Genomic DNA, 19,395 nt, shown 5'->3' with positions numbered 1-19,395 from the left:
TTAAAGATCTTGTAGCCAGTTTTTATTTTTTATCATCCAAATCATCACATCTGGATAAGGAATAGGATACTTCCTATTGTTTTCCGGTGAGAAAGGACTATTCATATTTTTAAAGTACGCTTCTTTTTTCAATATCTTAAGATCGGGCAACTGCTCAATCAGGGATTTGATTTCTTGCCGGGTTAATCGCAGGCGGCTTGATAAAAAGGGAATCACTGATCCAAACTTATCATCCCGTTGCAAAATCATATCAGGCAGGTAGGGGGCAACAGCCTTCTTGAATGCAGTACGGGATTGCTCGCCTTCGTATTTCAACTCATTGGGCATAGACAGGTAGTATTGTATCAGCCGGATATCCGCCATCGGAAACCTTGTTTCGGTTCTGAAATAAATACCATAACGGCTCTCGCTCTCAAGGCGATGGATTACCTGCGGCTTTAAAATGCGGTAGCGCTGAAAATGGCGGTAGCTTTTGAACTGCTCCTGATGATAAGGGTCCTGCCAGATACAATCCCGCAAGTGTTGTTTGTAATGCTCGGGATAGTTGTAGGTTTTAAAACCCCGGTGTACCTTGGCCGGCTGGATGTTAAGCCTGTTTTTTATTTTGCTGGCCAAATGCCGCAGACTGGCTGGTAATAAAGGTTCAATTTTGCTGAACCCCGGGTACTTCTTTTCCGCCCATAGATATTTAAGATATTGCTTTTTATCCAAATAATCTAAAAAGTAGTATTTGCCCCGGTAAGTAACCAGTTCATCACCTGGAAAGCCAGAAAGTATGGTTCTTACGTCTTGCTGTTTTGCAGCGGCATACAAAGACAGCAGCCAATTGGAGCTCCATCTTTCCGGGCCATCATTCACTTCATCAGCAAACATAAGTTCTTCCAACTCGGTCGGGAAAACATGTTGCGTAATGTATACCGGGTTATCAATGCGCCAGTGTTCAATAACCGAATCAATGTAGCGGCGCTCATCCAGCCGTGTTTGGCGGCTATCAGTTACCTCATTGCCAAGCGTGTTTGAAAAAGGCACAATGCTCTGGTTTTGTAGCTTCAAAAAGGTTTGTGCTACCCCCGTTATAGCCGATGAATCCAAACCACCGCTTAACTGTACACCCACCTTATAGGCAGATGACAGGCGGCATTGCACCGCTTGCTCAAAATGGTATCGTAAGCCTTCATAATATTCTTCTTTCCTGGCAAAGGTTAGCTCCGTATCTACATCAGGCTCCCAGTACCTTTCCAGTTGGGAAGTCTTGTTCTTTAAATTGATGACTAAAAAGTGAGCGGGTTTTAATTTTTTTATGTGCTGATATATGGTATCATCTACTGCCTGCTCTGCCGGAAATACAACGTGATTGAATAGATATTGCTTGTTGATGGTACGGTTTACATCCGGCAAAGCCAAAATTCCTTTTTTTTCAGATGCAAAGGCAAAATATTCGGCCGATTGGTAGTAGAAGAATGGCTTTACGCCAAGATGATCGCGGCCGCAAAAAAGCTGCTGTTCGGCAGCGTCATAAATAACAAAAGCAAAATCACCGATGAGGTGTTTAATGCACTGCTTTCCATATTTATGGTAAGCCTGTAAAATCAATGCACTGTCTGGTATCAGCGGCTTTTCCGTTTCCTGAATATTCAGCTTTCGAAGCAGTTCGTTGCGGTTGTCCAGCCTTACATCGGCTGTAATGGTAAGTTGAAGGTTTGGATCTTGAAAGGGCATCTGTTCCGACACCGACTGTGGTGTGTTATGGAGCATTAAATGCCCCAGGCCAACAGCACCTTCCACCCAGGTTGCCGTTCTGTCGGGTCGCCAATGGTTGAGCTGCCCTTCCATCAGTTGCAAATCCGTTGAATCAAGCGGTCTGTTGCAAAAATTGCCTTTCCCAAATATAACGCTCATATGCTGACGAGATAACTGCTGTGCATGTAAGTATAGGCGGTGCTGTTAGGTGTATTGAGGGTAATTAACTGAACGTTATGTTGGCGCTAAATCCTGCAGACTCTTGAAACCCCGTGATATAGGTATCATGAGCGCGTAACCAGGCATGCCCTTCAAATTTTCCCTCCGGCGATTTCCTGAATCCAATATACATGGTACTGTTTATTTTTCTGCGTTTTAAAAGAATTTTTCCGGTAATAGCAAGCGTATAGCATTCAGTTGGCCAAAGTGCGTATCTGCGGCACAGCCGCAACGCCGACTTAATATTGCTGCGCACAGGAGCGCTTTGTTCGTCTGCTAAATAATCCGATTCTCCATGTATGGCCCCCATCCAGGTTAGTACCTTGGTAAATGGGAAAAAACACAAGCTTAGCTTAACCCAGGCTGATGTAATTAATGCTTCGGCTAAGAGGAACTTCAGGTTACCAGGCAAATTAGAGCGTTTACTTGATTGTTTGGCCATGGTTAAGCCATTAATTGTAACGGATAAGACCTTGTTTCAACATTGCATTCAGGCACTCCAGCGTTTCGGTTTCACAAACGTCTTCACTTACTTCATAAAGGCTTTGCAGATGGCTGATAATTTGCGTCGCCTTTGCAGGGTGCTCCAGTTGCCTCCATATATCGGCACTTACTTCGTTTAGTCCAATATAACTTCCCGATTTAGTGTTCATCATTACCAGGTCATTCCCAAGTTCGCTTACCACAAATTCTGTCTCATTCCGGGTAATTAACGACTGTAGCGTAATCATTAAGCTTATAATTAATTAAATTAAGTTTTAAAAATAAGAAATTTAAGTTGTAGTATAATGTTCCGTTTCCGGATATCTTATGGAAGATAATTATACATTTTCATTACTTCGCCATGTTGTTCCGTTACCCTGGCAATTTGTTCTGGCGTAAGTTCATTTACCCAGTTACCTGCCTGCCCCGAGCGGAAGAAAACTTTGCTGTTGATGTTCTTTTCAAAAAAGCCGCTGCTTTTTTCCTGTTCGCTTAGTTTCTTGAAACTGCTGGCGGCAATGGCATTCTTTATTTCCTCATCAGGGTAGTGCCAGCCTATTTTGTTCAGCACATTTTTAAATACGTTGAACGTATCGGTAAGCATATCTTCATACCGCAGTACATAAACCGGAAAGTTTGGCAAGGTTGTCCAGCTGATAACGTGGTTGCTCCAGTTAAGCAGTAGTTGTGCTGTTTGAACATTGATATTCAGATTTGCTTTCTGCATGGCTAAGTAGGCGTCGTTATTATTCAGCGTTTTGATGGTTTGATCGATAGTAAGATTATTGTGGTTAGCAAATGACGCAATGATATCCAGCGGGTTTCGCACAAAATATACAGCACAGTGCGTTACGTCTTGCGGGATGATAAATTCACCAGCTATATTACGGGTAAACGCATCATGAACTTTAATCAACGCTGCACTATGGCGGGTTGCAGCCAATTCCCGGTATACATCGGGCAACATCAGCTTTACTTCATCGTCATACAAATCATGTGAGCTTATGTCAGTGATGTTCTCAAAGAGCTGGCGGGACGAGAATATTCCATCGGCTTTCAGGTTGTTCAGTTCTACCTCACTGGCTCCCATCAAAGCCGAAACAAATGCCCTGAACCAGGTATTGCCTGATTTAGGATAAGAGGCCAGCCAAATAATTTTGTGCGGAAACTGTTTGTTTACCATATTATAACCAGGTTTCTACAATTTCTGCCAAATCCGTAAACTTTGTTTCGCCGCTGGTGCGGCACCTTTGCAGTTCCACAACCTGCGCCTGGTTAGTTAGTGTCGATATCATGTTGAAATGCAGGGACCTCAAGGCCGGGCTGACAGCGAACCGGGATCTATAGGTCTGCTTTTCAAGAATACGAAAGGCTGTCAATGCATCCAACGGTACCTGAGCAGGGTGGTCAGTATCCAACCCTTTTTTCAATATAAATATATGGCTTACCGGAAGTGCCTCCCGGTTGAAGTTGTCATGAAAAAATTGGCCATACTTGGGTAGATGTGGCCTTACCGGATACTCTTTATTAAAAGATGCAGGGTTTGCGGCGTTATCCAAAATATCCTCCCAAAGCTTTAGCATTGGATAGGAGGCGGTGCCCGTTACCTGGTTTGTGGTCTTATCAAACGTCATCACACAAATATCATCCGTAAAAATTTCGTAGCCACGAGATGCCATTTGTGTTAATAGGGTGGATTTACCTGCACCAGAATTACCTGCAAACAAAACAAGTTTGTTTTTATTTATTACAGCCGATGCATGAAACGGTATACAGCCCCGCTGGTACAAAATAACGGCCATTACTGTTCCCAGTAAAAAGAGACGTATACTGTGCTCATCTGCACCCTCTTTAGGTTCAATGATTACAGTTTTACCCCCGGCGGCATAGTACCGGGCTACATTGCTGATCTCGAAAATGAACTCCTGCTCGCTTACGGTTGCAAATAAGCGCTTTACTATCTGTGGTTCATTTAAATTATCAGGAACACGGCCGATAGTTAGCGTAACGTCTGCCTGTTCAAAGTTTGCAGGCACCAGCTCGGGCATAACTATAGGCGAAGATATATGTAATCCGAAACCCCAGTATTTGTATATCATTTTAGATTAAATAAGTAAGGAGCAGGCCAATTGGTTATTAAGGCTAATCAAAGGAATGCGAATATAACTTTTAAGTAAATTAACTTCCAAGTGTATTTTGCTTTCGGTTACGATCAAGCGTTGTTTGCTATTTTGTTTTTATAAAGTTGTGATAGCGAAACGCCGGCATGGTACAGGGTAAGAAACAGCTTCGGACTTATAGATACTATCAGATATTTTATACGGAAAGAAAGCGTCGGGGTTCTGTTAAAGTTTTGTTTTAATGCTTTTACAATGTCCTTAAAGCGCATGTCGGCAATACCAAAACATTTACGCCATATATATACTCCCTCTGCATAGTTGTATACAACTTTCTCGGCAGGCGCTCCCCACCGCTTTATAAGCACATCCTTAAAATCGTAGTTAATGAGTTGATGGGAAGAAATTCGCGTTTCGGGATGAAGGTTAATTTGCACCAAAGGGTTCGGAATTGACTTTACTTTCAGGCCTAATCGAATAACTCTTCGGCATAGGTCATAATCATCCATACGGCTTTGCTGCTCATCAAAGTATAAATTATGCTTCTTAAATAAGTCACGGTTTATCATGATAGATGAACAGGACATCATCATCAGTTTATCCTTGTGCCGGCGTTTATCATAATGATAATAGCGGTACATCTTAAAAGGGTAGGGATAGATCATAGAATAGCCTGCGCAGTAAAGCAGGGCTATAGCCGGATCGATTTGCATTTCTTTTACCCTTAAGTGTAAGCTGTTTTCCAGAAGCTCATCATCATCATCCAAAAAAGCGATGTACCGGCCCCTGGTAGCGAAGATACCGTCGTTACGTGCGCCGGCGGCAAACTGCTTGTCGCTATGCAGGTAAATCCAATTCAGGTGAGTGTACTTTGTCGAAAATTCATCGACAATAATTTTTACCGCATTACTGATATCAGTATCCGGATTATTATCGATTACACAAACTTCAAAGCCGGTAAAACCTTGCAAGGCAACAGAACGTAAAGCCCGTGTAAGTAAATGAGGCCTGTTTCTTGTCGGAATGATAACAGATAGAATTATATCATCAGGCACAACCATTTCATCAACCTTTTAATTAGATTTGAGGCTTTCGCAATGCGAATATAGCATATAGTTTCGTCGCTAATCCTCCCTTATACGAAGAGTTTAATAAAATAGTTGAAAGCTTTTCCTTATGTTAGATAACAGGGGCTTAAAAGAAATTTACAGTAACGAGCAGGTATTTATCATATTACTTGCCCGGTTGCAGTTAGGCACTTGTCATTTATCAGCAGTTACAGATCACTTACAGGACGCGCCTGTTAACTGGCAGCTGGTGTTCAAGCTTGCGCAAGTGCACAGCATCCGGGCCTTTCTGTATAGTGCCATAACAACACATGGTATTGAGGTACCGGCCCAGTTTTTAGCCAGCCTGAAAAAGAGATACCAAGCCACAAAATTGAGGAACTTTGAACAGATAAAAGCCTGTACCGAACTTGTAGGAAAATTTGCGGAGCAAGGTATTACGCTTATTCCCTACAAAGGTGCCCTTTTTGCTGAAGGATATTATGCAGACTGGGCTGCCAGGGAAAGTACTGACCTGGACTTTTTGGTAGATACCGTAAATGTGGCGACGATTGAAGATTGGCTTATCAACAATCATTACAAAGGAATTACCACTGTTCCACGGCCTTTCCTCGGCTATTATAAGGAATTTTTTAAGGACATAGTTTATCATAAACCCGGCACGCCGTCGGCCGTTGAACTGCACTGGCGCCTGTTGGATAAGTTTTCGGGGCAATACCCGGCATACCGTTTTTTTTCGGCCGGCCTGGTGCCATATCGTACCGGGAGCTTTGCTATACAAAAACTTGCGCCTACGTATGATTTTCTGGCCGTAGCCTCCAATCACTTTGTTAAGGATATGTCCATTAAGTTTAAATACCTGATTGATATGGCTTGCCTGATTCAAAAAGAAGCAGCATCACTGGATACTAAACTCATCTTATCCACAGCCAAAAGCTATGGCTTTCGCAAGCGGCTGGATATTGGACTGCATCTGGTGAATGATATATTAGGTATTAACTTCACTACAGACAGCAAAATATACTTGAGCAAAGATGAACTTGTTGCGCCACTATCGGTGCAATTACCGCTAAGTCGTTTTTATATTAATGAATTGCCGTTCATTAAACGTTCGTTGCAGTTGCAAGACAGCGCATGGCAAAAGGTGAAATTTATGCTTCGGTGTATGTGTTACGTGTTTTTGCCTACGTATGCTGATATTAATGCAGCGCAATTACCTGTATACCTATTGCCCGTATTAGCTGTTTTGCGGCCGTTCAGGCTAATTTATCAGGCAATCCGGCATTAATACTGCGTAGTAGTTGAGTTGCTGACACCTTTTAACTATTACTTCATGAAATGTTCGTATTTATAGAACCTGTTCGCTTAAAATTCGTATTATTGAACAATAAAAAGCCATAATAAACCAATTAAATTAGCCTCACGATCTTGTTTTGTGTTGGGAATGATTAAAATGTATAGCTACAAGAGAAAACTATATTTTCTGGCGGTATTTACCTGCTTATGTATATTAAGTTCTGAGGCTCAGAATATAGGAAGAAGAAGCAATATAGATGTAACCGATGCCGGCCGCATTGATTTGCTGAAAGGTAATAATTTAAGTAACATTTCTGTAGACCAGCTTTCTGATGCACAGATTGCTGCCATTCAGGCACAGTTGCAAAGCAACGGCGTAACTCTTGAACAGGCCGAACAAATGGCTATGGCCAAAGGCATGTCGCCTGCGGAATGGCAAAAGTTAAGGAACAGGCTGTCTACGCAGCCACGCAACACCAGCCAAGCTACCACTGAGCCCACCACGCTGCCATCTACAGATAGGCAAACAGCTGCCAATGATTACCGTGTTTATCAGAAAACCAATGACACGCCCGAAGTTTTCGGTTCTGCATTTTTCAATACGCCGTCATTGTCCTTTGAACCTAATCTTCGTATTGCAACGCCCATAAATTATGTTTTAGGGCCGGACGATGAAATGCTGGTTAATGTTTCAGGCTATCAGGAAACCAATCTTCGAACCACCGTACAGCCAGAAGGCGCGATATTTATTCCACAGGTTGGATCGGTAAGTGTATCTGGCCTCACCATTGAACAAGCCACATTACGTATACGCGAAAAAATGAGCAGTACGGTATATCCATCGTTGCGAAATGGCTCATCTAAGCTAATTGTCTCATTAGGTAAAATAAAAAGCATTCATATCACCGTAATCGGAGCAGCAAAACCGGGTAATTATACAGTGTCGTCGCTATCTACTGTATTCAACTCATTGTACCTATGCGGCGGCCCCGGTGCAATTAATACTTATCGTGACATTGAGTTGATCCGCAATAATAAAGTTATCGCCAAAATCGATATCTATCAGTTCCTGACACGGGGCGACCAGAAAGGTAATCTTCCGCTGAAAGAGAACGATGTTATCAACTTTCCTGTATACAAGAAACATGTAAGCATCAGAGGGCAGGTAAAACGGGAAAGCATCTTTGAACTTAAAGAAGGCGAAAAACTGGAAGACCTGATATTTTTTGCCGGCGGTTTTACAGATAAAGCTTATAAAGCCTATATCCGGGTAAAGCAGGTAACTGATACGGAGCGAAAGATCAGGGATATTGCCAAGAGCGAGTTCAATACCTACCTCCCGGCAAACGGCGACGAGTTTCAGGTAGATGCCATTCTTAACCGCATTGAGAATGTAGTAGCCATTAGTGGTGCCGTAAACCGGCCGGGGCAGTTTGAACTCACCCCAAATCTGACCTTGCGCGGTTTGATTAAACGTGCAGGCGGCCTGCAGGAAAACGTTTTTACCGAGCGTGCTATCCTTACACGTTCACATGCTGATGGTACCGGCGAAAGCATTACGTTTAACGTAAGCAACCTGCTAAACGGTAACGTTGCTGATATACCGCTGCAAAAAAGAGATTCGGTAGCTATCGCTTTTGCAACTACTTTTAATACCAATTATACTGTAGAAGTGCAGGGCGAAGTGCGCCATCCGGGCCCTTATGCCTATCGGGAAAACCTTTCTCTGAAAGATATGCTGTTTGCAGCTGGCGGGTTTACCGATGCGGCTTCGTCTTACAACGTAGAGGTAAGCAGGCGGCTGGTTGCCGAACGGCTCGATAAAAACACTGATTCCATCGCCACTGTGTTCAACATTAACACCGCCAAAGAACTTTCAATTGAAAATAACCGGTTTATTTTGCAGCCGTATGATATTGTAACCGTTAGGCGTAATCCGGGTTATACGGCCCAGCAGAGGGTAAGTATCAATGGTGAAGTTAACTTTCCGGGCACCTACACCATCCAGTCAAGAAAAGAGCGGATCAGCGATTTAATTAGCCGTTCGGGCGGTCTTACTTCTCAGGCCTATGCAAAAGGGGTGTTTCTGATCAGAAACAGTTTACAAACCGATACCGTAAACAGGGCCAGTATACGAAACATTCAAAACAGCATCAAAGACACCAGCACCAAAGTGTTGGATGATTTGACCAGGACAAACAACAGGATAGCTGTAAACCTAAAAAAGGTAATGGAAGAACCCGGCTCAATTGAAAATTATGTATTGCAGGATGGTGATATGGTGCAGGTATTGAGAATAGATCCCTTAGTTAAAGTAAGCGGAGAGGTACTTGCTGCAACACAAACAGGATACCGAAAAGGTAAATCTTTAAAATATTACCTGTCTCAGGCCGGCGGAACGACCGACAACGCTCGCCGCTCCAAAATTTACGTTGTGCATGCCAACGGAAACATCGGGAAAACCAATAATGGTATCTGGGGCCTGTTTCGATCATACCCTAAAGTTGAAGAAGGGGGAGAGATAGTTGTTCCGAGAAAAATAGAAAGGAAGGGGCTAAGCACCACCGAAACGATAGGACTTACATCAGCTGTTCTTTCATTAGTATCGCTTATCATTGTAACGATTTCCAATATCAAATAAGCATGGAAGAAGCACAAAAACAAGATGCAGGTTTTGTGTGGCAAAAGCAGCTAACTCATGTAATGCGGCATTTGCTCAGACGGTGGTATTTGCTTTTGTTGGGCGTTATATTGGGCGGGCTGGCAGGCTACCTCAAAGTGAAAGCCAAAAAGCCGGTTTATACGGCCAGTTTTAGCTTTGTGCTTTCAACTGATCAACGGCAAGGCGGCGGTATAGCCAACCTGGCTGCGCAGCTGGGCTTTGATGCAATTACCAGCAGTCCGGATAACATTTTCTCTGGCGATAATATCATCGAGCTTTTTAAATCCAGGAAGTTGATTGGCGCAGCCTTGCTGTCTGAAGTAGATAAAAACACACACCAAACGCTGCTGAATTTCATTGCACAAAAGAACTTTTCTGCGCCGTACAACGCGCTTGGCTCGTTCGGTAAGCAGCCTCAGACTTACTCGCCCGGGCAAAAGAAATTATATAGCAGAATCATTTCTGCTGTAGGCAAATCTTTTATTGTATTTAAGCGTGATAAAAAGCTGATTGTTTATATCCTGAGTGCAACCGCAACAGACCCTGACATTGCCTATCACTCTGCCAGGCTGCTTCTTGATCAAACATCTAAATATTTTATAGAAACAAAAACCAGAGTTTCGGCCAGCAGTGTTAAACTCCTGCAACATGAGGCCGACAGTTTGGGTATGGTATTGAGGAATGTTTTTGTTTCTACTGCTGCTACCAATGATCGTACTTTTAATCTTAACCCGGCTATTACTGTGCAGCGTTCGGGCTCGTTGTTTAACCAGGCCAGGGCCACCGCTTTTGCTGCGGCTTATACCGAAGTGATGCGAAACCTCGAGATTGCTAAAATTAACCTGCAAAAGGAAACACCTTTATACCGTATAATTGACGAACCGGAACTGCCGCTGGATGCATCACGCGTAAGCGCATTAAAATATACAGTGGTTTCCGCAGTAATCGGGTTTTTAATTATTGCCGTGGTACTATCGGCACAATCATTATTGAAACGTACCTAAATTTATCTATTCATGTCTTTAATAAATCAAACTGATACCATTGCTATTATTGGGTTAGGATATGTGGGGTTACCCCTCGCTGTTGAGTTTGGTAAGAAATACAAGGTTGTTGGTTTTGATATTAATGCCAACCGGATAAAAGAATTAAACAGCGGCAATGATCATACCCTGGAAACCAGCCCGGAAGAGTTAAAAAGTGTTACTAGGTTAGCTTCTGAAAATGCCGGTGTATATTTTACGGATAATCATAGCTGTTTAGATCAGTGCAATATCTTTATTGTAACGGTGCCAACTCCGGTAGACCAGTTTAATAACCCCGACCTTACACCCTTAATAAAAGCGTCTGAAGCGGTTGGCCGGGTGCTAAAAAAAGGGAATATCGTGGTTTACGAGTCTACCGTGTATCCCGGTTGTACCGAAGAGGTTTGTGTGCCTATATTAGAAAAAAGTTCAGGCCTGCGCTACAATACCGATTTTTACTGTGGCTATTCACCAGAACGAATAAATCCCGGAGACAGTACGCGCCGTTTGCCTAATATAAAAAAGGTAACGTCTGGGTCTACTCCTGAGGCAGGGGAGCAGATCAACCAGTTGTATAGTTCCATTATTGCCGCCGGTACTTATTTAGCACCATCTATCAAAGTAGCAGAAGCTGCTAAGGTAATTGAAAATGCACAGCGCGATATCAACATCGCTTTTGTAAACGAGCTTTCTAAAATATTTCACTTGTTGGGAATTGATACGTTGGATGTACTGGAAGCGGCCTCTACTAAATGGAATTTCCTTTCATTTAAGCCCGGTTTGGTCGGGGGCCATTGCATTGGTGTCGACCCTTATTATTTGGCGCAAAAAGCTACATCCGTTGGTTATTATCCAGAAATTATCCTTTCCGGTCGCCGTATAAATGATGGCATGGGGGCCTATATTGCCGATGCTGTAGTGAAACTGATGGTGAAAAAGGAAATTATTGTATGGGGAGCAGACGTGCTGATTTTAGGTATTACCTTTAAAGAGAATTGCCCTGATGTGCGTAATACAAAGGTTGTAGATATTATCAGTGAGCTGCAGCAGTACAAGGTCAATATTACCGTTTTTGATCCTTGGGCTGATTGCAGCGAAGTTAAGCGAGAACATGATATTGCTTGCCTAAGCAGCCTGCAGCCAGAAAAACGGTATAATGCAGTTATACTGGCCGTATGCCACGATGAATTTCGTGAACTCGACTTCCAGTCGCTGCTTGTTGCCGGCGGTGTGCTTTACGACGTAAAAGGCATGCTGGATAAGTCAATAGTAGATGGCCGTTTATAAACAAAACAAATAATGTACGATAAACCATACCATAATCACGACTTAAGTACGCTATCGTTTCTGATAACCGGCGGCGGTGGATTTATTGGCTCAAACCTGGTGGCCTATCTGCTTAAATACGGGGCAGGTAAAGTGCGTGTTTTAGATAATTTTTCAACCGGGTTTCGACATAATTTAGTTGATTTTGAGCATAACCCGGCTTTTGAACTGATTGAGGGTGATATCCGGGATCTGGATACTTGTAAAAAAGCTGTTGAAGATATGGACTACGTTAGTCATCAGGCGGCACTGGGTTCGGTACCCCGTTCTGTTAACGATCCGCTAACAACCAATGCCGTGAACGTTACCGGCTTTTTAAATATGCTAAGCGCCGTAAAAGAAAGCGGCAGCGTAAAGCGGTTTGTATATGCGGCATCATCATCAACCTATGGCGATAGCAAGGAATTACCCAAGGTAGAAGATCACATCGGAAAGCCGCTGTCACCCTACGCCGTTACCAAATATGTGAATGAGTTATATGCCGATGTGTTTGCCAAAACTTACGGACTGGAAACTATCGGGTTACGTTACTTTAACGTGTTTGGGCCCAGGCAAAGTCCGGCCGGAGAGTATGCCGCAGTTATTCCGTTGTTTATTCAGGCTGTAAAAGAACAACGGCCGGCATTAATTAATGGCGACGGCGAGCAGACACGCGATTTTACTTTTGTGCAGAACGCTGTTCAGGCCAATATTCTTGCTTTACTGGTGGATAACGAGGCTGCGGTGAACCAGGTTTATAACGTTGCTTGCGGCGAGCAGGTATCACTAAATCGGCTTTGGGATTTGATTACTGAAAAGGAAAGTGTGGGCCTTAAAGCGCAGTATCGTGCATTCCGTGTTGGCGATGTAAGACACAGTATTGCAGACATTAGTAAAGCACAACGTTTGCTGGGTTATACACCCGACGTTATGCTTCAAGAGGGGTTAAATATTACGATTGATAGCTTTTCTCAATATTAAAATTAATTGCAGATAAATTGAGTTTTTACAAGGCCTTTGGTATCTACACTATTTGCGGTTTTTTGGCCAAGAGTATATCTTTTTTGCTGTTGCCATTTTTTACGCATTATTTATCTCAGGCCGATTATGGAGTTATCACTATTTTTTCTAACTCCGTATATTTCATAGCTCCGCTCATGAATATGGGCATTGGTGAAACCTTTACAGTCGAATATTCAAAATTCACTCAAACTGATGTTTCCAGCTTCATCAGCACATCACTGCTCATTCCTTTGGTGGTTTTGTGTGGTGTGGCATTAGGTGTATCATTCCTGGGCGGCTTCATTCAAAATCTCACAGGTTTACGCATTTCACTTCAATACCTGATTTGCCTGTTTGGTTTCTCAAATTTTTTTGGTGAGTATCTGTTCACCATTCTGCGTAATAAAAATAAACCGCTTCTTTTTGGCCTTATTGCTATAGCCAAAACTGTCATAGAACTGGGGCTGGCTGTTTACTTTATTCGCTACTGTGGCGATGGCTACATGGGCAGGGTCAAAAGTATGTTTGTTGCCACCGTAATAACAGGTGGCTTGTGCCTCTGCTACTTTTTAAGCAAAGGCTTTTTAAAGCCGGCCTTTAGCAAGCAGTGGGTACGCATAATTTTAAAAAGAGGATTACCGACAATTCCTTTCTTTTTCATGATTTTTACGCTTAATAATGCTGATAATTATACAGTTAATTATTATTACGGTAGTGCGAAGGTAGGCCCATATGGCTTGGCATTTCAAGTTGCTTTATTAATAAATTTTGTTACCACATCGTTTATTACACCTTTTTATCCTTTCATGTACGAGAGTTTAAATAAGGGAGATATGGTAAAAGTTATAATCCTTATTGTAAGATATAGTATTTTCATAGTTGGCTTGATATTCCTGATTGGTTGCATAGCACCAATCGTTTTTGATTATTTTATCGGCAACAAGTTTCATGAGGCATTGAAGTACTTGTGGTGGTTGTTAACGGGGCAGTTTTTTTATAGCTTGTATCTGGTTTTAGCGGGGTTTATATTTTATAAAAAGCATAATAATATCTATTATTACTTTAGTCCGCTTATCATCTTGTTGACGCTATTAATTAATTACAGTTTTATAGGGGTACTAAGAATTCAGCAATTTGGCTTAGCCTCGGCTTTAGCCTACTTTTTGTGTTTTGTAGGGGCAACTACTATATATTATAAACAAATTTTCAGGGGCGTCGGCCTGTACACAGAGTGGTTAAAAAGTAAAATTAATATAACGTTAAAACGGTGAGGATATTGATCGTTCTGCATAGCATCAATAAGTCGTTAGGGTTGGAATGGTTGACAGATGGCCTTTTAAAGCAAGGCCAAAGCTTATCATTCGTACTACTGAACGGTGGCGAAAGTGAAATGGAAGCATTTTTATTATCGAAACGAATACCTGTAGTTAGGCTCAGTTATAACAGTAAAATACAGGCTCCATTATTGTTACTGAAATTGTGTGGTGTCATTAAGCGGTTTAAACCGGATGTTGTGCATACGCATCTTCGAAATGCAGACATTTACGGGCAGCTTGCAGCTTATCTGTGCCGCGTTAAATCACGTATCTCTACCAGACACTATTCAACACTCAATCATCTTTATTATAGCAAAGCAGTTGTAGTTGATAAGCTCATCAACAGTTTGGCGACGGACATCGTAGCAATTTCTGAAGTAACCAAAAAGGTGCTGATTGATATGGAGCAGGTTGATATTCGCAAGGTCTGTTTGATACATCATGGATTTGATTTAGAAAGTTTCAGACGCGTTGATAGTGAGCGAATTGATCGCCTGAATAAAAAATATGACTTCCCTGCCAATTCCGTTAAGGTAGGCGTTTTTGCACGCTATATACATCTAAAAGGCTACCAGTACATTATCCCTGCATTAGGTGAGTTGAAACGGAAATACCCTGAGCTGCACTTTATTTTTGCCAATGCCGTTGGTGATTATACAAAAGAGATCAAAACGCTGATAGCTGAACATTTACCTCCGGGCAGCTGTACCGAAATTGCTTTTGAAAACGATATTCAAGCCTTTTATAAAGTACTGGATATTTACATACATGCTCCGATTGATAAAACGGTGGAGGCCTTTGGGCAAACCTATGTTGAGGCTTTAGCTTCGGGTGTTCCGTCGGTTTTTACCTTATCGGGCGTGGCTAACGAATTTATTGTACACGAGAGGAATGCGCTGGTTGTGCCTTATCAGGATAGTAAAGCAATTGCTGATGCCGTTGACCGATTGTTGAAAGATGATGCTTTAAGAGCTCATCTGTCGGCCAATGGCGCAGAGGATGTAAAGCGGTTCAGTCTGAATAAATTTATCGAACAACATCTTAGGCTGTACCAAACCAGCCTGCAGAAATAATATACTAATGAGCAATTTAGGATAGATATGCCTGTTCCGTTTTCAATCATCATCCCTACCTACAATCGGGCAACGTTGTTGCGGTCAACCTTGCAATCGTTGCTCAAACAAACCTATGAACATTTTGAAATATTAGTGATTGATGACGGTGGTAATGATGATACCCGGAGCATGGTTAATACCTTAGGTGATTCGCGTGTTAAATATTACTGGAAAGAGAACGCCGAGCGTGGTGCGGCACGAAATTATGGAGCTGCGCATGCATCAGGTACCTATCTCAATTTTTTTGACAGTGATGATCACGCGTATCAAAATCATTTGCAGGTTGCGGCCGCTTACCTAAATGAGTGCCCGGACGCTACCGTGTTTCATACCAGTTATGACTGGCGCAACAGCGATCTGAAAATCATTAAGCCGTCGGTGGTTCGTTCGGGCATGCTTAACAACGAGGTATTTAGAACCAATATATTAAGCATTAATAACGTCTTTGTGCGTAAAGCTGCATTCAATGAAATCAGGTTTTCGGAAGACAGGAATTTATCGGGTACGGAAGACTGGTTTTTGTGGCTTCAACTATGTTGCCGTTATTCCTTAACAGGTTTGGCAGATATCACTTCTTCGATGATTCAGCACGATACCAGAAGCATGATTACCGCTACCGGGGATGATACTTTAAACAGAACCCGCGCATTAGAAAGGCATTTGCAAGAAGATGTTTGTCTGAAAAGCAACCTAGCCGTCTGCAAATCCGTAATGGCCGAAATGTATAGCTTAACCGCTTTATATTATGCACTTAATAAAAGCAGGAGAAAAGCAGTAGCTTATTTTTACAAGGCTATAAGGTTAAGATTTGGCGTAGTTTACACCAGGCGGTCTTTGGCTATTATTAAACATTTGTTTATTTAAATTTTATGTGCGGCATCACCGGATTTGTCGATTTTACGAATAAAAGCAACAGCCAGATACTCAATCAGATGTCAGGCTCGCTGGCTCATCGCGGGCCCGACGGGCAGGGTACATGGCTACACCAGTTCGAAAGCGGACAAGTAGGATTGGGGCACCGACGGCTGTCTATTATTGATCTAAGTACCAGCGCCAGCCAGCCAATGAGCTACGATGGCCTGCACCTGGTTTTCAATGGAGAGATTTACAATTACATTGCTATACGTGATCAACTCATTGCATTGGGCCACAAATTTGAAACACAATCAGACACCGAAGTTATATTACATGCCTGGCGGCAATGGGGTGAAGATGCCATAAAGCAATGGCGCGGTATGTTTGCCATTGTACTGTATGACCAAAAGCTGGATGAACTGATTTGTATTCGTGACAGAGCGGGTGTGAAGCCTTTTTACTATTACCAACACAACGGTTTGTTTTTATTCGGTTCCGAATTAAAAAGCTTTTTACCGCATCCTGGCTTTCATAAGGAGATCAATCCTGATGCGGTTGCCTCTTTTTTACAGTATGGCTATGTGGCATGGCCGCATTGCATTTACAATAATACGTTCAAACTTGCACCGGGGCACTTACTGCGATTAGATTTAAAAACCAAATCAAGCCAAATTAAGTCGTACTGGAACGTATACGATTATTATGATAAACCGAGACTTCATATCTCGCTTCCCGAAGCTATTGAAGAAACAGAGCGGATATTGCAGCAAAGTTTTCAGTATCGTATGGTGGCCGATGTACCCGTAGGCGTGTTTTTGAGCGGGGGTTATGACAGTACCTGCGTAACAACGCTGTTGCAGCAAAATAGCACCGAGCGTATCAAAACATTCACTATAGGGAGTGTAGACAATAAATTGGATGAGGCACCTTACGCTAAGGTAATAGCGTCAAGACTGGGCACCGATCATACCGAATATTACTGTAGTGCCGCCGAAGCTTTGGCTATTATCCCCGAGCTGCCGGAGTTTTATGACGAGCCATTTGCCGACAGCAGCGCTATCCCGACAATGCTGGTAAGCCGTTTAGCGCGCCTGCAGGTAACCGTTGCACTATCTGCCGATGCTGGCGATGAGATATTTGCAGGCTACAACCGGTACGATTATATAACCAGATATGGCAATAAGATTGCTGCCATTCCCGCCCCGTTGCGCCAAACACTGGTTTATGCCATGGACCGGATATCGTCCGAACGTATTCCGTATTTGCGGAACACGCATAATTTTCATGGCCGGTATGACAAGTTTAGGAATCTGTTGCGCAACCCATCGCCTGCCGAACTGCTGAAAAATCTTACACTGGTCTTTACAGACGATGAAATTGGCCGTTTATTCACCAAACCGGTTACCGAGCTGCGCACAGCTCATCAAACCAGTAAGCTTGACGAGGGGTATGATGCGCTTTCTTATATGATGGCTGTTGATTATCAGACTTACCTGGTTGACGATATTTTACAAAAGGTAGACCGGGCTACAATGAGTACCGGTTTGGAAGGGCGTGAACCTTTTTTGGACCAGCATATAATTGAATGGGCTGCACAACTTCCATCCGAATACAAGTATCACCAAAAACAAAAAAAATATATACTTAAGCAAATTGTGCATAAGTATATTCCTAAAGAAATGATGGACCGGCCTAAAATGGGTTTTGCTATTCCGATTGAAAGCTGGTTAAGCAAGGAGTTAAAACCGCTTGTTAAGTTGTATCTTAGTGAAGAACGGATTGGTAAACACGGTTTGTTCAATGCAAATGCGGTGACTCATATTGTGAACCAGTTTTATGCAGGGCGTAAGGAAAAGCACTTACAAATATGGTACTTGCTGATGTTTGAGATGTGGTACGAGAAATGGATGATAAATGAATAACCCATTGTTAAACGCTGTGCAGGAAAAAAAACAAATATTGTACATATCTTATGATGGCATGACTGATCCATTGGGGCAGTCGCAGATACTACCCTATATCTGCGGCCTTTCTGCCAATGGGTATGCTTTTACTTTAATCAGTTGCGAAAAGAAAGCCCGGTTCCAAGCCGGGAAAGATGTTATAGAAAATATTTGCCGCGAGAATAATATACACTGGGTGCCGTTGTTTTACACCAAAAAGCCGCCGATTCTGTCAACATTGAAGGATGTTTTCTCGATATGGCAAAAGGCTGTTTCGCTGCATAAGCAGAAAAACTTTGCGATGGTGCATACCCGTATCGGTATACCGTCGGTAGTAGGCCTTCGGCTAAAAAAGAAGTATGGTATTAAATTCTTTCATGATATCCGGGGCTTTTACGCTGATGACAGGGTAGACGGGGGAATGTGGAATTTGAAAAATCCGGTTTTTCGCTCGGTCTATCATTACTTCAAAAAACATGAGCAGGCCTGTCTGCAATACGCAGATGCGATCACCTGTCTTACTTTTAAAGCCAGAAAGATATTCCATGAAGCTGCGCCCGCAAATGCTAATGTGCAGAGCATGGCAGTAATTCCCTGCGCTGTGGATACCAAACTTTTTGACCCCGCCCGCATTACTGCGGAAGAGCAGCAGCTACTCAGAGCCCGCTTCGGCTTCGAAAAAGAAGATCAGGTTTTTTCCTACTTAGGTTCTATCGGCGGCTGGTATCTCACGCAGGATATGATCCGCTTGTTAGGCGTTATCTACCAACACATCCCAAAGGCAAAATTCCTTTTCATATCGCCCGATCGGCATCATGAAATCAAGCAGATGTGCCTGCAAGCAGGTATGCCTGACACCGATGTTCATACCGTATATGCTAAGCGTTCCGAAATACCGGCCTTATTGTCGTTGAGTGCCTTTTCCGTTTTCTTTATCAAGGCCTGTTATTCAAAACAAGCAGCATCGCCCACTAAGCATGGCGAGATCATGTCAATGGGCATACCGGTTATTTCAAATTCGGGTGTAGGAGATGTGGATGAAATAATCAATACGTACAAAAGCGGCATCCTGATACCTGAACTTACAGATGACGCCTATCAGAAAGCAATTACAGAAATCAAAAGTTTCAATAAGGATGAAGCGGCTATCCGGCAAGGCGCTATTGAATTCTACTCGTTAGATAAAGCCCTGGCTCAATATCTGGCTATCTATAAAAATACGTTAACAGATTAATTATTAACAAATAGCC

The 19,395-nt window shown here is 42.7% G+C and carries 16 protein-coding genes; 10 read left to right on the top strand and 6 right to left on the bottom strand.

All coding sequences use genetic code 11. The features are described 5' to 3' along the window. The 6 genes from KHS38_RS05530 to KHS38_RS05505 form a co-directional block, all read right to left on the bottom strand. Positions 1 to 1,899, bottom strand: a complete 1,899-nt coding sequence (locus tag KHS38_RS05530) for an asparagine synthase-related protein (protein WP_213487503.1) — start codon at positions 1,897 to 1,899, stop codon at positions 1 to 3. Positions 1,900 to 1,963: 64 nt separating this feature from the next. Beyond that, positions 1,964 to 2,401 carry a lasso peptide biosynthesis B2 protein gene (locus KHS38_RS05525; RefSeq protein ID WP_213487502.1) on the bottom strand — a complete coding sequence of 146 codons (438 nt, stop codon included), beginning with the start codon at positions 2,399 to 2,401 and terminating at the stop codon, positions 1,964 to 1,966. A gap of 10 nt (positions 2,402 to 2,411) precedes the next feature. Beyond that, positions 2,412 to 2,690 carry a PqqD family peptide modification chaperone gene (locus tag KHS38_RS05520; RefSeq protein ID WP_213487501.1) on the bottom strand — a complete coding sequence of 93 codons (279 nt, stop codon included), beginning with the start codon at positions 2,688 to 2,690 and terminating at the stop codon, positions 2,412 to 2,414. 77 nt (positions 2,691 to 2,767) lie between these two features. Beyond that, on the bottom strand, positions 2,768 to 3,625 hold the full coding sequence (locus KHS38_RS05515; protein ID WP_213487500.1) for a sulfotransferase domain-containing protein: 858 nt from the start codon (positions 3,623 to 3,625) through the stop codon (positions 2,768 to 2,770). 1 nt (position 3,626) lies between these two features. Further along, positions 3,627 to 4,541 carry a serine kinase gene (locus tag KHS38_RS05510; protein ID WP_213487499.1) on the bottom strand — a complete coding sequence of 305 codons (915 nt, stop codon included), beginning with the start codon at positions 4,539 to 4,541 and terminating at the stop codon, positions 3,627 to 3,629. A 113-nt stretch (positions 4,542 to 4,654) separates the two neighbouring features. Further along, entirely contained in the window at positions 4,655 to 5,620 is a 966-nt protein-coding gene (locus tag KHS38_RS05505) for a glycosyltransferase family A protein (protein WP_213487498.1), read from the bottom strand. Positions 5,621 to 5,735: 115 nt separating this feature from the next. On the opposite strand from KHS38_RS05505, the gene KHS38_RS05500 reads away from it, so the two are divergent. The 10 genes from KHS38_RS05500 (at position 5,736) to KHS38_RS05455 (ending at position 19,379) form a co-directional block, all read left to right on the top strand. Further along, positions 5,736 to 6,914 carry a nucleotidyltransferase domain-containing protein gene (locus KHS38_RS05500; RefSeq protein ID WP_213487497.1) on the top strand — a complete coding sequence of 393 codons (1,179 nt, stop codon included), beginning with the start codon at positions 5,736 to 5,738 and terminating at the stop codon, positions 6,912 to 6,914. Between the two features lie 165 nt (positions 6,915 to 7,079). After that, the gene (locus KHS38_RS05495) at positions 7,080 to 9,563 is read left to right on the top strand and encodes an SLBB domain-containing protein (protein ID WP_213487496.1); all 2,484 of its coding nucleotides are present in this window, start codon (positions 7,080 to 7,082) and stop codon (positions 9,561 to 9,563) included. Between the two features lie 2 nt (positions 9,564 to 9,565). Continuing rightward, on the top strand, positions 9,566 to 10,588 hold the full coding sequence (locus KHS38_RS05490; RefSeq protein ID WP_213487495.1) for a hypothetical protein: 1,023 nt from the start codon (positions 9,566 to 9,568) through the stop codon (positions 10,586 to 10,588). A 12-nt stretch (positions 10,589 to 10,600) separates the two neighbouring features. After that, positions 10,601 to 11,896, top strand: a complete 1,296-nt coding sequence (locus tag KHS38_RS05485; protein ID WP_213487494.1) for a nucleotide sugar dehydrogenase — start codon at positions 10,601 to 10,603, stop codon at positions 11,894 to 11,896. Positions 11,897 to 11,908: 12 nt separating this feature from the next. After that, on the top strand, positions 11,909 to 12,895 hold the full coding sequence (locus KHS38_RS05480) for an SDR family oxidoreductase (protein WP_213487493.1): 987 nt from the start codon (positions 11,909 to 11,911) through the stop codon (positions 12,893 to 12,895). Between the two features lie 17 nt (positions 12,896 to 12,912). Continuing rightward, positions 12,913 to 14,187, top strand: a complete 1,275-nt coding sequence (locus tag KHS38_RS05475; protein WP_213487492.1) for a lipopolysaccharide biosynthesis protein — start codon at positions 12,913 to 12,915, stop codon at positions 14,185 to 14,187. After that, positions 14,184 to 15,305: a glycosyltransferase family 4 protein gene (locus KHS38_RS05470; protein ID WP_213487491.1), complete on the top strand. Its 1,122-nt coding sequence runs from the start codon at positions 14,184 to 14,186 to the stop codon at positions 15,303 to 15,305. Before KHS38_RS05475 ends, KHS38_RS05470 begins: the two co-directional genes overlap by 4 nt. Before the next feature lie 27 nt (positions 15,306 to 15,332). Continuing rightward, entirely contained in the window at positions 15,333 to 16,211 is an 879-nt protein-coding gene (locus KHS38_RS05465; RefSeq protein ID WP_213487490.1) for a glycosyltransferase family 2 protein, read from the top strand. A 5-nt stretch (positions 16,212 to 16,216) separates the two neighbouring features. After that, positions 16,217 to 18,124 carry an asparagine synthase (glutamine-hydrolyzing) gene (gene asnB / locus KHS38_RS05460; protein ID WP_213487489.1) on the top strand — a complete coding sequence of 636 codons (1,908 nt, stop codon included), beginning with the start codon at positions 16,217 to 16,219 and terminating at the stop codon, positions 18,122 to 18,124. Beyond that, complete coding sequence (locus KHS38_RS05455; RefSeq protein ID WP_213487488.1) at positions 18,117 to 19,379, top strand: glycosyltransferase; 1,263 nt, start codon at positions 18,117 to 18,119, stop codon at positions 19,377 to 19,379. Before asnB ends, KHS38_RS05455 begins: the two co-directional genes overlap by 8 nt. Positions 19,380 to 19,395 lie beyond the last annotated feature (16 nt).

This window comes from Mucilaginibacter sp. Bleaf8 (assembly GCF_018390515.1).
GTDB lineage: Bacteria > Bacteroidota > Bacteroidia > Sphingobacteriales > Sphingobacteriaceae > Mucilaginibacter.
This window is presented reverse-complemented; position numbering and strand designations above follow the sequence as displayed.

Excerpts from the sequence above, each read along its gene's own strand:
- KHS38_RS05495 (WP_213487496.1), top strand. The coding sequence starts at position 7,080 with ATGTATAGCTACAAGAGAAAACTATATTTTCTGGCGGTATTTACCTGC.
- KHS38_RS05500 (WP_213487497.1), top strand. The coding sequence starts at position 5,736 with ATGTTAGATAACAGGGGCTTAAAAGAAATTTACAGTAACGAGCAGGTA.
- KHS38_RS05530 (WP_213487503.1), bottom strand. The coding sequence starts at position 1,899 with ATGAGCGTTATATTTGGGAAAGGCAATTTTTGCAACAGACCGCTTGAT.
- KHS38_RS05505 (WP_213487498.1), bottom strand. The coding sequence starts at position 5,620 with ATGGTTGTGCCTGATGATATAATTCTATCTGTTATCATTCCGACAAGA.
- asnB (WP_213487489.1), top strand. The coding sequence starts at position 16,217 with ATGTGCGGCATCACCGGATTTGTCGATTTTACGAATAAAAGCAACAGC.
- KHS38_RS05510 (WP_213487499.1), bottom strand. The coding sequence starts at position 4,541 with ATGATATACAAATACTGGGGTTTCGGATTACATATATCTTCGCCTATA.
- KHS38_RS05465 (WP_213487490.1), top strand. The coding sequence starts at position 15,333 with ATGCCTGTTCCGTTTTCAATCATCATCCCTACCTACAATCGGGCAACG.
- KHS38_RS05455 (WP_213487488.1), top strand. The coding sequence starts at position 18,117 with ATGAATAACCCATTGTTAAACGCTGTGCAGGAAAAAAAACAAATATTG.
- KHS38_RS05525 (WP_213487502.1), bottom strand. The coding sequence starts at position 2,401 with ATGGCCAAACAATCAAGTAAACGCTCTAATTTGCCTGGTAACCTGAAG.
- KHS38_RS05480 (WP_213487493.1), top strand. The coding sequence starts at position 11,909 with ATGTACGATAAACCATACCATAATCACGACTTAAGTACGCTATCGTTT.
- KHS38_RS05490 (WP_213487495.1), top strand. The coding sequence starts at position 9,566 with ATGGAAGAAGCACAAAAACAAGATGCAGGTTTTGTGTGGCAAAAGCAG.
- KHS38_RS05520 (WP_213487501.1), bottom strand. The coding sequence starts at position 2,690 with ATGATTACGCTACAGTCGTTAATTACCCGGAATGAGACAGAATTTGTG.
- KHS38_RS05515 (WP_213487500.1), bottom strand. The coding sequence starts at position 3,625 with ATGGTAAACAAACAGTTTCCGCACAAAATTATTTGGCTGGCCTCTTAT.
- KHS38_RS05485 (WP_213487494.1), top strand. The coding sequence starts at position 10,601 with ATGTCTTTAATAAATCAAACTGATACCATTGCTATTATTGGGTTAGGA.